The sequence below is a fragment of the Achromobacter sp. RTa genome (assembly GCF_000757485.1).
GTDB lineage: Bacteria > Pseudomonadota > Gammaproteobacteria > Burkholderiales > Burkholderiaceae_B > Achromobacter.
The window spans coordinates 423,716-437,205 of the sequence record NZ_JPYO01000042.1; the positions used below are offsets into that span (position 1 = coordinate 423,716).

Consider the following 13,490-nt stretch of genomic DNA (forward strand, 5'->3'; position numbering starts at 1 on the left):
TCCAGTATGACGACGTCGCTACGCATTTCCGGCCTGGTGAAGGAATACCGGGCCGGCCAGCCGGTACTGAACGGCATCGACCTGCAAATCGCGGGACAAGGGCTGACCGCCATCATCGGCCCCTCGGGCACCGGCAAGAGCACGCTCTTGCGCTGCATCAACCGGCTGATCGAACCCACCCGGGGCGAGATCGTGCTCCAGTCCCGCGATGGCGCGGTGGACCTGGCCCGCGTGCGCGGCGCGTCGCTGCGCCGCGCGCGCAGGCGCATCGGCATGGTGTTCCAGGAGTACAACCTGGTCGAGCGCCTGACGGTCATGGAAAACCTCCTGACCGGCCGGCTGGGCTACACCTCGGCCGTCAAGGCCTGGATGCGGCGTTTCGAGGCCCAGGACATCGAGCATGCCTACAAGCTGCTCGATACCGTGGGCCTGGCGGGCTTCGCCGATCAGCGCGCGGACGCGCTGTCGGGCGGCCAGCGCCAGCGCGTAGGCATCGCCCGCGCGCTGATGCAGCGTCCCCAACTGCTGCTGGCCGACGAACCGACCTCGTCGCTGGACCCCAAGACCTCCGTCGAGATCATGGAGCTGCTGTCCGAGCAGGGCAACGCCACGGGCATCCCGGTGATCGTGAACATCCACGACGTCGAACTGGCCCGCCGCTACGCCACCCGCATCGTCGGCATGTCCGGCGGGCACGTGGTCTACGACGGCGACGGCCAGGGCCTGGACGCCGCGATGCTCAAGACGATCTACGGAGGCGAGTCTTGGCTGGAATGAACCCTCGCCCCTTCGCCATGTCCGGGCGCGCCAAGGCGGGCCTGCTGTTGCTGCTGGTCTATACGGTGTACGCCGGCGCCCAGCTGGACTTCAGCTGGGCGCGCTTCGAAAGCGGCATGGGCCATGCCTCCACGTTTCTTTCGCGCATGTTCCCCCCCAATTTCGAAAAGCCGGCCACCTTGTGGAAGGGCATCGCCGAAAGCCTGGAGATCGCAGTGCTGGCCTCGGTGCTGGGCGTGCTGATCGCCCTGCCCATCGGCCTGCTGGGCGCCCGCAACATGATGCCCGCCTGGGTATCGTGGCCTGCGCGCGCCGTCGTTGCGCTGTGCCGCGCCCTGCACCCCGTCATCGTCGCCATTCTGTTCGTCAAGGCCGTGGGCTTCGGCGCGCTGGCGGGCATCCTGGCGCTGACGGTCGCCTCGATCGGCTTCATCGGCAAGCTCTTCACCGAAGCCATCGAAGAAATCTCGCTCAAGCAGGTGGAAGCGGTGCGGGCCACGGGCGCCTCGTTCGCCAACGTGATCATCTTCGGCGTGCTGCCGCAGGTGTTCGCCCGCTTCATCGGCTTCGCCACCTACCAGTTCGACTCCAACCTGCGCAATTCCACCATGGTGGGGATCGTGGGCGCGGGCGGCGTGGGCGGCACGCTGTTCTCGGCGTTCCAGCGCTTCGACTACGACTTCGTCAGCGCCATCCTGCTGACCCTGATCGCCATCATCATGCTGGGTGAAATCCTGGCGGGCTTCGTGCGCGCGGTCTTCCTGGACAACCTGGGCTTCGAACGCATCCTGCAAGGCCGCTTCGCCGGCGCGCGCGGGGTAGGCGCCAGCAGGGCTCCGGTGGCCCGCAAGGCGGAGGTGGAAGAATGAACGCTCCCGCCTCCGCCCTCAACCCGGCCGGCTCGCCGCGCGTGTGGCAGCGCTACAGCATGGGCCAGCGCCTGCTGCGCTTCGCGTTGTATCTCCTCGTCGTCTTGGCCATCGTGCAGGCGATCCGCGGCGTGGAGGTCATCCCGGAGTTCCTGTATGACGCGCCCGAGCAGATGGCCGACCTGTTCCAGCGCATGTGGCCGATCGACTGGGCCTACTACCCGGAAGGCGTGCACGGCGCGCTGATCGAAACGCTGCACATCGCCACGCTCGGCACCATCCTGTCCGTGGTGATGGCCGTGCCCGTGGGGTTGCTGGCCGCCAACAACCTCACGCCCAGCAAGACCATCAACATGCTGGCCCGGCTGATCCTGGTCTCCAGCCGCTCGGTCAACTCGCTGGTGTGGGCGCTGCTGTTCATCGCCATCTTCGGGCCGGGCGCCCTGGCCGGCACGCTGGCCATCGCCTTCCGCTCCATCGGCTTCGTCGGCAAGCTGGTGGGCGAGGCCATCGAGGAAGCGCAGCGCGGCCCGATCGAGGCCGTCACCGCGACCGGCGCCAGCAAGGCCTCGGTGATCTGGTATGCCTACTGGCCGCAGATCCGCCCCGCGTTCTGGTCCATCGTGCTGCTGCGCTGGGACATCAACGTGCGCGAATCGGCCGTGCTGGGCCTGGTCGGCGCCGGCGGCATCGGCATGGCCCTGGACACGGCGCTGAACCTGTTCCAGTGGGACCGCGTGGCCCTGGTCCTGGCAGCCATCTTCGGGGTCGTCGTGCTGGCCGAGATCATCATCACCCAGGCGCGCAAGCGCATTCTCTGACGCGCCTGCTCCGTACCGCGTTCCTTTGCTCCGCCCGGAAACGGGCGGTTTTTTTTGCGGAAGCCATTCCTCGCGGCCCTCGCGGCGCGGCCCGCGCCATCGAACAAGGGCGGCGCCCAGCCAGGCGCCGCCCTTTCCTGCGCAAGAGGCTCAGAAGCGGATGTTGAGGCCGGCCCTGACCCCGTGATCCTGAGCCGAGCTGGCGAGCTGGCCCTGGTACGACAAGCCGAACGTCGCCCGAGCCGTGATCTGAACGTCCAGGCCTGCCTCGACCACCGCGCTGTTTTTCGCGATGGGCACGCCCGCCACGGTAAAGGAGTCGCCGGCCGAGAAAGCTTGGACCGCCACGGGCTTGACGTCGCCGAAGGCATGGCGCCAGCCCAGCGATCCCCGCGCCGCGGCCTGCGCGCCAGCCAATTCGAAATTGGACGAGACACGCGTTCCCAGTGTCGTGAACGTGGTTTCGGAGGTCTGCCCTTTCGCGCGCAACGCGGCAGCGCCGCCGCTCTCGGCATAGGCGTCCGTCTTGAGGTTGACGTACGCCACGTTCGCGAACGGCTCGAAGGACGCCGAGGACGTATCGATGCGATAGCTCAGATCCGCGAATACCTGCGCCGTGCGGCCGTCGTAACTGGCCTTGAGACGGTCGGCGAAGCTGGGGGTGGAGACCGGCCTGCGGGTCGTCATGTCGTGCCAGCCATAGGCGAGGCCGCCGCGCAGGCCCAGCGCGCCCCATTGCCCGCCGCCATAGACCCCGAGGTGATAGTTGTCGCTATTCCCCGAGGACGCGCGGTCCTGCACATCGAAGTCCGTGCGGCTATAGCCCGCCATCAGGCCGAGGCGCCAGGCGTCGGACACCGGCGTATCCACTCCCATCAGGAAACCGCCGGTCGAGCTCTTGACGCGCGCAGCATTGCCGTCGCTATCGATATGGCTCCAGGAACCCATGCCCTGGATCCAGCTGGCCGGGCCCTTGGCCGTGGCCGGCGCCAGGCGCTGGCCGCTTCCGGCAGAAGCGAGGACCGGAGCGGAGGAAGCCGCTACGCCCCCGACCGCCGAACGCAGGCGTTCGCCGACAGCATCGCGCACGTAGCGGCTATCCTGCAGCAACACGGTCTTGGCCGATGCGTGGATCTCGCCCGAAAGCTGGTCGAAGCTGGAGCGCAGCAGGCTCTTGTCGTCCGGCATCTGGGCAATCGCGTCATAGACGCGATGTCCGCTGGCGATGCCAATGCTGTCGATGGCGCCCGCGGAAGCGCGCTGGTTGCGCGTGGCCGCTGCCGAAGCCATGGCCTCGTCGTTGCGCGCCAGGTCCAGCGTGACGCGGCGCGCGTCGTAGTCGTATGCAAGCGTCGGCCTCAGGAAGGCGAAGTCGGACGTGACCGCGTCGAACCGGCCCGACAGCGCGCCGTCCGCGGCAAGGACGGTGTAGCTGGAGCGCAGTCCATAGTTGCCGTTAGCGCCAATATGGGCCACCGAGCCGCCATTGAGCGTCGCGCTGCCGGTGACGCGGACCAGATCGGAATCCGTGCCTGCGGGATTGGCTTCGACCTCGAAGCGCGCGCCAGGCTGGACGGCAAGATCGCCATCGACGGTCAAGGTGCCGATCGAATTGCCGGGCGACAGGATGCCGCCGGCGGTAACCGTGACCGTCGAACCCGCGCCGGAGCCGATGGTGCCAGAACCGCCAAGCACGCCCCCCGCGCCGATGCTGATCGATCCGCCCAAGCGTCCGTTCATGGCCAGCCGTCCGTCATTGATCGTGGTGCTGCCGGTAAAGCCCGAACTGTCCCCAGTCAGGCCCAGCGTGCCGGCGCCGTTCTTGATGAACGCGCCGTTGCCGGAAATCGCGCCGCCATAGGAGGCATCGACCGGCTGCTCGAACACGAGCGTGCCGCCGTTGTCGACGTTCCCCCGGAGCGCGCCCGCATTGGCGATCAGCGTGCCCGCCAGGATGCGCGTGTCACGATAGGCGTTGCCGGCATTGTCCAGGCGCAGGATGCCCGCGCCCGCCTTGATCAGGTCTGCGCTGCCCGTCACCGTGCCGCTCAGGCCCAAAATGGTTCCGGCGGCCACGTCGAAGCGGCCCGCCTGGGCGAGCGTGATGGCGCGCGACGTGTCGAAGGAACCGGTGGTGGCCAGCGTGCCGCCATTGAACGCCAGCCCGCCCGCGGCGGCGCCCAGGTTCGCGTCCCGCGCGACCTGCAGCGTGCCGCCCGCCAGCTGCGTGCCGCCGGTGTAGCTGTTATTGCCAGCCAGCACCAGCGTGCCCGCGCCGGCCTTGGTCAAGGTCCGGCCGTCCCAGCCCGTCATGGCATTGGCGGCCTGGTCGGCCAGCGGCGCGCTCACCACGAAGCGGTCGCTGGCGTTGGTCAGCGTGAAGGTGCCATGGCTGAGATCGTTGTTGGCCGTCCAGGCCAGGCCATAGGTAGCGAGGTACTGCCGGTTGTCCGCCGACTTGCGGGTGTTGACGTTCAAGTAATCCACCGCGCCCGTGAAGCCGCCCACGCTCACCGAACCAAAGTCGCCGCCGATACCCGCGCGGGTATCGATCAACACCTTGTCGAGCTGGCCCGCGCTGGAGATGCCGCTCAGCCGGAACGCCACGCCCTCGCCCAGCGTGAGGCTGTCGGCCGTGATCGACGGCCCTCCCGCGCCAGCGGCAATGTCCAGCACCGTGCGATCGGCCATGCCGATGTCGCCCGCCACCGCCAGGGTCGCCGGGCCTTGCACCGAAAGCGCGCTGCCAACGGCCACCCGCAGGTTGCCGGCAAGGCTGCTCGCCGCGCCGGCCACGCCATTGCCGAACTGCAACGCGCCCCCGGCCACTTCGGCCAAACCGCCCAGCGCGCCCTGCACCACCAACGTGCCTTCCGACACGGTGGTCTTGCCGGTGTAGGCCGCGTGATTGCCGGTCAGGTCCAGGGTGCCCGCGCCGGTCTTCCACAACGCCCCGCCGCCTGTAATAGCGCCGCCAAAAGCGCCGTCGGCCGCCTGCTCGAACACCAGCGTGCCGCTATTGCTGACGTTGCCGGAAAGGGAGCCTGCGTTGCCGATCAGCCTGCCCGACTGGATCCAGGTGTTGCCATAGGCGTTGCCCGCATTGCTCAAGCGCAGCGTGCCCGCGCCTGCCTTGATGAGGTCGCCGCTGCCCGACACGCCGCCCGCCAGGCCCAGGGCCGTTCCCGCCGCCACATCCACGCGGCCGGCCTGCGCCAGCGTGATGGCACGCGACGTCGTAAAAGAGTCCGTGGTAGCCAGCGCGCCGCCGCCAAACACCAGCGCGCCCGTCACGTCGCCCAGGTTCCCATCACGCGCAACCTGCAAGGTGCCGGCATCGATCCGCGTGCCGCCGCCATAGGTGTTGGCGCCGTCCAGCACCAGCGTGCCGGTCCCGGCCTTGACGAGCGAACCGCCGCCCGACACCAGGCCCGACAGGCCCAGCGACGTGCCGGCCGCCACGTCGACGCGGCCCGATTGCGCCAGCGCGATGGCACGCGACGTATCGAAGGAAGCCGTCGTGGCCAGCGAGCCGCCGTTGAACGTCAGGCCGCCCGCGGCATCGCCCAGGTTCGCATCGCGGCCGACTCGCAAGGCGCCGCCGGCGATCGTCGTGCCACCGGCGTAGTCGTTGCTACCGTTCAGAACCATCGTGCCGCCGCCGCTCTTGACGAGGCCGCCCACGCCCGACACCGCACCGTCCAGGCCCAGCGTGGTAGTGGCCGCCACGTCGATGCGGCCCGTTCGCGCCAGCGCGACGGCGCGCGAGGAAACAAAAGAACCCGTCGTGGCCAACGTGCCGCCGTTGAATGCCAGGCCGCCCGAGGCATTGCCCAGGTTCGCGTCGCGGTTGATCTGCAACGTTCCATCCTCGATCGTCGTGCCGCCGCCATAGCTGTTGGCGCCGCGCAGGACCAGCGTGCCATCGCCCTGCTTGACGATCCCGCCGCTGCCCGAAACCGCGCCGGTCAGGCCCAGCTCCGTGCCGGCCGCCGCGTCGATGCGGCCCGTTTGCGCCAGGACGACCGCGCGCGCGATATCGAAGGTGCCCGCGGTCGCCAGCATGCCGCCGCTGAACACCAGGGCGCCGGATGCAGCGCCCAGGCTGGCATCGCCGCCTACACGCAAGGTGCCGCCAGCGACGACCGTGCCTCCGCTGTAGTCATTGCCGCCGGTCATGACCAGCGTGCCGGCGCCGCTTTTGATGAGCGCGCCGTTGCCCGACACCGTGCCGCCCAAGCCCAGCACCGTGCCGGCGCGGACATCGAACTCTCCCACCTGTGCCAGCATGACGGCGCGCGAGCTGTCGAAGGTGCCGGTAGTCGCCAGCATGCCGCCGTTGAAGGTCAGGCTGCCGGCCGCCGCGCCCAGGTTGGCGTCGCGCTCGACCAGCAAGGCGCCGCCGTCGATCATCGTGCCGCCGGCGTAGGCATTGACACCGCTCAGGCTCAGCGTTCCGGCGCCCGACTTGGTCAGCGCGCCGGAGCCCAAAATGGCGCCGCTGAAAACGCCGTCGCCCTCCTGTTGGAAAACCAGCGCGCCATCATTGGTGACGTTCCCCGAGATCGAACCGGCATTGCCGATCAGCGTGCCCCGCTGCACCCAGGTATTGCCGTAGGCATTGGAGGCGTTGTCCAGGCGCAGCACGCCCGCGCCGGCCTTGACCAGGTCGGCGCTGCCCGACACCTGGCCCGCCAGCGTCAGGAATGAGCCGGCGGCCACGTCGACGCGTCCCGTCTGCGCCAGCGTGACGGCGCGCGAGGAGGCAAAGGACCCCGTCGAGGCCAGCGTGCCGCCGCCGAACGTCAGCGCGCCGCCTGCAGCGCCGAGGTTATCGTCGCGGTTCACCTGCAGCGTGCCGTCCAGGATAGCCGTGCCGCCGCTGTAGCTATTGGCGCCGCCCAGGACCAAGGCTCCAGCCCCGCGCTTGGTAAGCGCGCCGCCGCCAAATACAGTGCCGCTCACCCGCAGCTCAGTGCCGGCGGCGACGTCAAAGCCCGCATCCTGCGACGCGCCGAGACCGATCATGCGCAACGTGCCGAACGATGAAGTGGTCGCCAGCATGCCGCGGTTGATGATGAGAGGACTGATTGCCGCGCCGAGGCTGGAGTCATGCTCGATCCGCAGCGTGCCGCCCTCGATCATCGTGCCGCCGACATGGCTGTTTCCACTGCGCAAGCTCAGCGTGCCGCTTCCCCTCTTGACGAGCAAGCCGTTGCCCGAGACCTCGCCGTCCAGCCCCAGGGTTGCGCTGCCCGCCACGTCGATGATTCCCGTATTCGCCACCGCAACGGCGCGAGAGGTGTCGAACGAACCCGTGCTGGCCAGCGTGCCGCCCCGCAGGGTCAGGCTGCCCGCGGCAGCGCCCAGGTTCGCGTCGCGATCCACCCGCAGCGTGCCGCCATCGATCCGCGTGCCGCCGGAATAGCTGTTGTTGCCGCTCAGCACCAGCGTGCCTGCCCCAGCCTTCGTCAACGTCCGGCCGTCCCAGCCCGTCGCGCCATTGGCCGCCCGATCGGCAAGCGCCGCGTTCACCTCGAACTCGTCCGTCGCGTTGGCCAGGGTGAACGTGCCGTGCGCAAGATTGTTGCCGGCCATCCAGCTCAGGCCATAGGAGGCGAGATAGCGCAGATTGTCCGCCGACTTGCGGGTATTGACGCCCAGATAGTCCACGGCGCCCGTGTGGCCGCCCACGCTCACCGACCCGAAATCGCCGGTGATGCCCGAGCGGGTATCGATCAGGACTTCGTCCGACAGGCCCGTGCCATTGACGCCCCTGATGGCGAGCGCGACGCCATCGCCCAGCGTCACGCTGCCCGCTGTGATGGCGGGTCCGCCCGTGCCAGAAGCGATATCCAAGGCAGTGTGATCCGCCATGCCGATATTGCCCGCGACGGCCAAGGTCGCGGGACCTTGCACCGACAGCATGCTGCCGGCGCCCGCCACGTTCAAGTTGCCGCCGAGGCTGCTGGCCGCGCCGGCCAGGCCGTCGCCGAACTGCAACGATGCGCCCCCGGTCACGTCGGCCGAGCCGCGCAGCGCGCCCAGCACCACCAGCCTGCCGTCCGCCACCGTGGCATGGCCGGTGTACGCGGTGTGATCGCCCGTCAGGTTCAACGTGCCCGCACCGGTCTTCCACAACGCTCCTCCGCCGGAAAGCGCGCCGCCAAAGGTTCCGTCGGCCGCCTGCTCGAACATCAGCGAGCCGTCGTTATTGACATTGCCCCGGATGGAGTCGGCATTGCCAATCAGCGCGCCCGCCTGGATCCAGGTATTGCGGTAGGCGTTGCCGGCATTGCTCAGGCTCAATGTGCCCGCGCCGGCCTTGATGAGATCGCCGCTGCCCGACACGCCGCCAGCCAGCCCGAGCGTCGCGCCAGCCGCCACGTCGACGCGGCCAGCCCGCGCCAGGATGATGGCGCGCGGGCTCGTAAAGGAGTTCGAGGCTGCCAGTCCGCCGCCGCTAAATACCACGGGGCCCGCGGCATTGCCCAGGTTCGCGTCGCGATCTACCTGCAGCGTGCCGCCGGTGATCATGGTGCCGCCGGTATAGCTATTGCTGCCGCTCAGGACCAGCGTGCCGTCGCCCGCCTTGGTCAGCATCCTGCCATTCCAGCCCGTGGCGAGATTGGCCGCCTGGTCCGCAAGTGCCAGGCCCAGGTTGAAACGGTCCTGTGCGTCGGTCAGCGTGAACGTGCCGTGGGCCAGGTTATTGTTGGCCGTCCAGCTTGGAGCGTAGGCAGCGTGGTACTGCAGGTTATTTGCCGACTTGCGCGTATTGACGGTGAGATAGTCCACCGGGCCCGTGAAACCGCCCACGCTTACGGTGGCGAAATCCCCGCTGATTCCATTGGTGGAGTCGATCAGCACCGCGTCGAGCTGGCTGTCGTCGGCAATGCCGCTCAACCTGAACGTCACCCCGTTGCCCAGCGTCACGGTATCGGCGCGCAAGGACGGACCGCCGGTGCCCGCCCTAACGTCCAGGACGGTGCCGTCGGCCAGGCCGATGTCGCCCGCCACCGCCAGCGTCGCGGGGCCCTGCACCGACAACGCGCTGCCAGCGCCGGCCACGCGCAGGTTACCGGTCAGGTTGTTGGCCGCGCCCGCCACGCCATCACCGTATTGCAAGGTGCCGCCGCTCACTTCCGCCGAACCGCCCAACGAGCCCAGGACCACCAGCTTGCCGCCCGACACCGTCGTTTTGCCCGCGAAGCCGGAACTGGCGCCAGTCAGGATAGTCGTGCCGGCAATCTGGTTCAGGCTCTGGGCTCCCACCCCGGCCGTACTCTTCAACGCCGGCGAAAATCGATAGGCCGTATCCGTATGATTGAAGTTCAGCGTGGCAATGCCGTCGCCGAACTGGACCGCGCCAGCGTTGAGCGTGCCCGCGCCCCTGGCCGACTGCCCCGCCGCCGCACCGATGTTGAGGGTGCCGCGGGTGGGAAAGATCAGGAACCGGTCCAACGCCAGCGACACGGTCCCCGTGCCGGCCGCGCCGACGTTGACCGTGCCGCCTTGCCCGATCGTCAGGGTGCCCGCTCCCGTGCCCACCCCGAACCCCAGGTTCATCGCGCCGCTGTTGTTCCAGGTGGAGCCGGCGCCGCGCACGACGACATCACCGTTGCCGCTCATGCTGCCCACATAGCTGTCGCGGTTCGAGACGGTGCCGCCCGACTCGATGTTCATGGTGCCCTGGCCGGATACGTCGCCCACCCTGAGCTCGCCGGCATTGGCCCAGGTAGAACCGCGCCCCGACACCAGGAAATTGCCGTTGCCGTTCGGATTGCGCCCGACGACGCCGTCAACGCTGGCGACATACCCGCCCGCCAGGACCGACACGGCGCCCTTGCCGCCCTCCGAGCCGACCAGCAGCGCTGCGCGATTGTTCCAGAGCGCCCCCACATCCGAAACCGCGACGGTCGCCGCGCCGTTCTGCTGCGCATCGACCGTGGCGAACTGGTTCGAGACAGTGCCTTGATAGAAGATGCTCAGGTCCCCCAGCCCGCTGCCGCCAACGAACAGGTCGCCCGTCAGGGCCCAGGTCGAGCCCGCGTTGTACACGTTGACCCGGGCCGATGCGCCAGGCGCCGCGCCGGCATCTATCCGGCCGTGCGCGGAGCCCAGCATGTTGGCGATCTGCAGGGATCCGCCCGTGACGGTGGTATTGCCGTCGAACCGCGAACTGTCGCCCAGCAATAGCGTGATGCCGGCGTAATGATTGAGCTGGTGCTGCCCCCCTGGCCGCTGTTCAGGGCGGACGCGAAGATCTGGGCCCCCGACGTATTGAAGTTCAGCGTGCCCCTGCCCCCGCCAAAGCGCACCTCCGACGCGTCCAGGATGCCGGCGGCATCGGCGGCCGCGCCGCCGGGCGCGGCCCCGATGTTGATCACGCCGACCGCGTCGCGATTGCTGGCCACCTCGACAACCCCCAGGCCATTGGCGCCCACCGAGACCGTGCCTTGATTGGCGAGCGTCAGCGTGCCACTGCCGTGGGCGCCGAGGACCAGCCGGCCGTTGACCTCCCAGGACGCGCCCAGGCCCGATACCGTCACCGTGCCCTCGCCGTCGGGCGTCGCCCCCAACCAGCCGTTAGCGCTACGCAACATCGTCGCCGGGGACTCGATCAACAGCGAACCGAACGCGGCATTGCCGACGACCATGTCGTTGGAGCCGTTCCAGTTCATCGAGGGGGTCACGTCGCCGACCGCCACCGCACCTGCCAGCGCCTGCGCGGCAGGCGCGGCGCTGACAGCCGCCAATACAGCCGCCAGCACCACGCTCCGCGACCGGCTCTTGCCCCGCCCCCGGGCGTGCTCGCTGGCAACCTGCCAGAGGCCGGAGCGGCGATTGAAGACGATGCGATAGGTGCGGTTCATGGCGTTTTCTCTTTTCAGGGTCGGCGCCGGTTGGTGAAGTGCTCATACGGGCGCAATCGAAGGCCGGGCATGGCAGGAACTACCCCATCCGACACTTACAATTAGAAAAGAGGGGCTGAACGTTGCATATCACTGATATTGGGTAAATTGCCGAAATTTGGTCCGCCCCCCGACCACGTCCCAACCCGGCTCTTGCGATTGTTGATGCGCCGCAAACCCGTCTATGCTCTATGTGAATTAAATATGACCAGTCATCAAATAGCCGCCTCGTTTGATTAAGATCTCGGCTTTTGCCGTTGGACACTTGCCGCCATGTCGGAACAGGAATTGAAACTGCACGTGCCCGCGGCTTCCCGCCAGGCCGTGCTGCGCGAGATCAAGCAACGCGAGGCGACGCGCATCCGCCTGCATGCCATGTATTTCGATACGCCCGAGCGCGAACTGGCGCGGGCGCGCATCGCCATCCGGCTGCGCCAGGAAGGCCGCGATTGGGTGCAGACCCTGAAGATGCCAGGCATCAACGCCATCACGCGCATCGAACTCAACCACCCTCGTCCCGGTCCCGTGCTGGACCTGTCGGTATATGCCGGCACGGAGGTCGAAGCCGCGCTTTCGGCCATCAAGGGCGAACTGGGCCTGCGCTACGAAACCGACGTGCAGCGGCTGCTGCGCAAGGTGCGCACCCGCTATGGCACGGTGGAACTGGCCTACGACACCGGCATCCTGCGGGCCGGCGCGCTGGAACTGCCCATCTCCGAACTGGAATTCGAATTGGTATCGGGCCGCCCCGCGGCCATCTTCGCGGCCGCTCGCGGCTGGCAGCAGCGCCATGCCCTGGTGCTGGATCCGCGCAGCAAGTCCGAACGCGGCGACGCGCTGGCCCAGTTGGCGCAGCGGCTGGCCGATGCGGACGCCATTCCGGGCGAAGACCTGGAAACCCGCCGCGCGCAGGCCATCGCGCAATTCTGGGCGCCTCGCGGCGCCGCCGCGGTCAAGCTGCGCGAAGACATGACGCCCTCGCAGGCCATGGCGCGCATCGCCGCGGAATGCCTGGACCAGATCGCCCGCAACGCCTCGGTCCTGGCGGAAGTGGATACCGAGGATGCCTACCGCGCGGGCAACTCCGAGCACGTGCACCAATTGCGCGTGGGCGTGCGCCGGCTGCGTTCGGCCTGGAAGCTTTTCGACGGCTGGATCGCGCCGGTTTCCGACGCATTGCTGCAAGGCGTGCGCACGCATTTCGCCGCATTCGGCGCCAATCGGGACCAGGACGTATTGAATGAAACGGTGGCGCCCGCGCTGATGCGCGCCGGCATGCCGGTGATCCCCATGGAGGCCGCGCCTCCCGAACAGGACGCCCGCTCGATCGCAGGCGGCAAGGCCTTCCAGGCCTGGCTGCTGGACCTGCTGGAATGGAGCCTGGATGTGCCGCCCGCCCTGCCTTCGTCCGATGGCCAGCCCATCGCGAACGGCACGCCCAGCGACGCCGCGCCCGAACCCGCGATCCGGCTGGAAGGCGGCGTGGCCGGCCCCAGCGTCCGCCCCACGATCATTCCCATGCTGGCGCCCGAGCCCGATCCGCAGCGCCTGCGCAAGCAGCTGGCCCGCCGGCTCCATCGCTGGCACAGCAAAGTGGCCGATCAGGGCACGCAGTTCGCCGCGCTGGACATTCCCGCAAGACATGAATTGCGCAAGCGCGGCAAGCGGCTGCGCTACAGCCTGGCCTTCGCGGAATCCCTGTTGCCCGCCAACAAGCTGCGCGGCTACCGCAAGCTGTTGTCGCGCGTGCAGGACATACTGGGCGAGATCAACGACCTGGCGGTCGCCAAGGACTACTACGAGTCATGTACCCCCACCCACCCGCAGGCGTGGTTCGCACTGGGCTGGATCAGCGCCCGCCTGCAGGAATTGGCCGAAGAAGCGCAGCAGGCGTTCGACGACCTGGCCGCAAGCAAGCCGTTCTGGAAGTAAACCCCGACCTTCCGTGTGTCTGACACCCCAGACCCACCTTCCGTGTGTCTGACACCCATACGAGATAACCCACGCGCCAAAACACGCTTCCCGGGTGTCAGACACCGGCTGACTCCGACACCGAGTGTCTGACACCCGGGAACACCATCCTCCGTTCGTAACGGCTTCTCGTACGG

The 13,490-nt window shown here is 68.4% G+C and carries 6 protein-coding genes; 4 read left to right on the forward strand and 2 right to left on the reverse strand.

The window, feature by feature from the left end:
* Positions 1-6 precede the first annotated feature (6 nt).
* Genes phnC through phnE (JL37_RS19715) form a run of 3 tightly spaced genes read left to right on the forward strand, consistent with a single transcriptional unit; the run spans position 7 to position 2,467 of the window.
* The gene (phnC, locus tag JL37_RS19705) at positions 7-777 is read left to right on the forward strand and encodes a phosphonate ABC transporter ATP-binding protein (protein WP_043546230.1); all 771 of its coding nucleotides are present in this window, start codon (positions 7-9) and stop codon (positions 775-777) included.
* The gene (gene phnE, locus JL37_RS19710) at positions 774-1,646 is read left to right on the forward strand and encodes a phosphonate ABC transporter, permease protein PhnE (protein ID WP_043546231.1); all 873 of its coding nucleotides are present in this window, start codon (positions 774-776) and stop codon (positions 1,644-1,646) included. The genes phnC and phnE (JL37_RS19710) overlap by 4 nt, the downstream gene beginning before the upstream one ends.
* Positions 1,643-2,467: a phosphonate ABC transporter, permease protein PhnE gene (gene phnE / locus JL37_RS19715; protein WP_043546232.1), complete on the forward strand. Its 825-nt coding sequence runs from the start codon at positions 1,643-1,645 to the stop codon at positions 2,465-2,467. The genes phnE (JL37_RS19710) and phnE (JL37_RS19715) overlap by 4 nt, the downstream gene beginning before the upstream one ends.
* 150 nt (positions 2,468-2,617) lie before the next feature.
* Here the strand turns inward: phnE (JL37_RS19715) and JL37_RS30555 are convergent, their stop codons facing one another.
* Both JL37_RS30555 and JL37_RS19725 read right to left on the reverse strand, forming a co-directional pair.
* Positions 2,618-10,663 carry an autotransporter-associated beta strand repeat-containing protein gene (locus JL37_RS30555; protein ID WP_043546233.1) on the reverse strand — a complete coding sequence of 2,682 codons (8,046 nt, stop codon included), beginning with the start codon at positions 10,661-10,663 and terminating at the stop codon, positions 2,618-2,620.
* Positions 10,567-11,343, reverse strand: coding sequence for an ESPR-type extended signal peptide-containing protein (locus JL37_RS19725; protein ID WP_043546234.1), 777 nt, complete (start codon positions 11,341-11,343; stop codon positions 10,567-10,569). Before JL37_RS19725 ends, JL37_RS30555 begins: the two co-directional genes overlap by 97 nt.
* A 312-nt stretch (positions 11,344-11,655) precedes the next feature.
* Here JL37_RS19725 and JL37_RS19730 point away from each other — a divergent pair, with 312 nt between their 5' ends.
* On the forward strand, positions 11,656-13,314 hold the full coding sequence (locus JL37_RS19730) for a CYTH and CHAD domain-containing protein (protein WP_043546235.1): 1,659 nt from the start codon (positions 11,656-11,658) through the stop codon (positions 13,312-13,314).
* Positions 13,315-13,490 lie beyond the last annotated feature (176 nt).

Excerpts from the sequence above, each read along its gene's own strand:
- phnC (WP_043546230.1), top strand. The coding sequence starts at position 7 with ATGACGACGTCGCTACGCATTTCCGGCCTGGTGAAGGAATACCGGGCC.
- phnE (WP_043546231.1), top strand. The coding sequence starts at position 774 with ATGAACCCTCGCCCCTTCGCCATGTCCGGGCGCGCCAAGGCGGGCCTG.
- phnE (WP_043546232.1), top strand. The coding sequence starts at position 1,643 with ATGAACGCTCCCGCCTCCGCCCTCAACCCGGCCGGCTCGCCGCGCGTG.
- JL37_RS19725 (WP_043546234.1), bottom strand. The coding sequence starts at position 11,343 with ATGAACCGCACCTATCGCATCGTCTTCAATCGCCGCTCCGGCCTCTGG.
- JL37_RS19730 (WP_043546235.1), top strand. The coding sequence starts at position 11,656 with ATGTCGGAACAGGAATTGAAACTGCACGTGCCCGCGGCTTCCCGCCAG.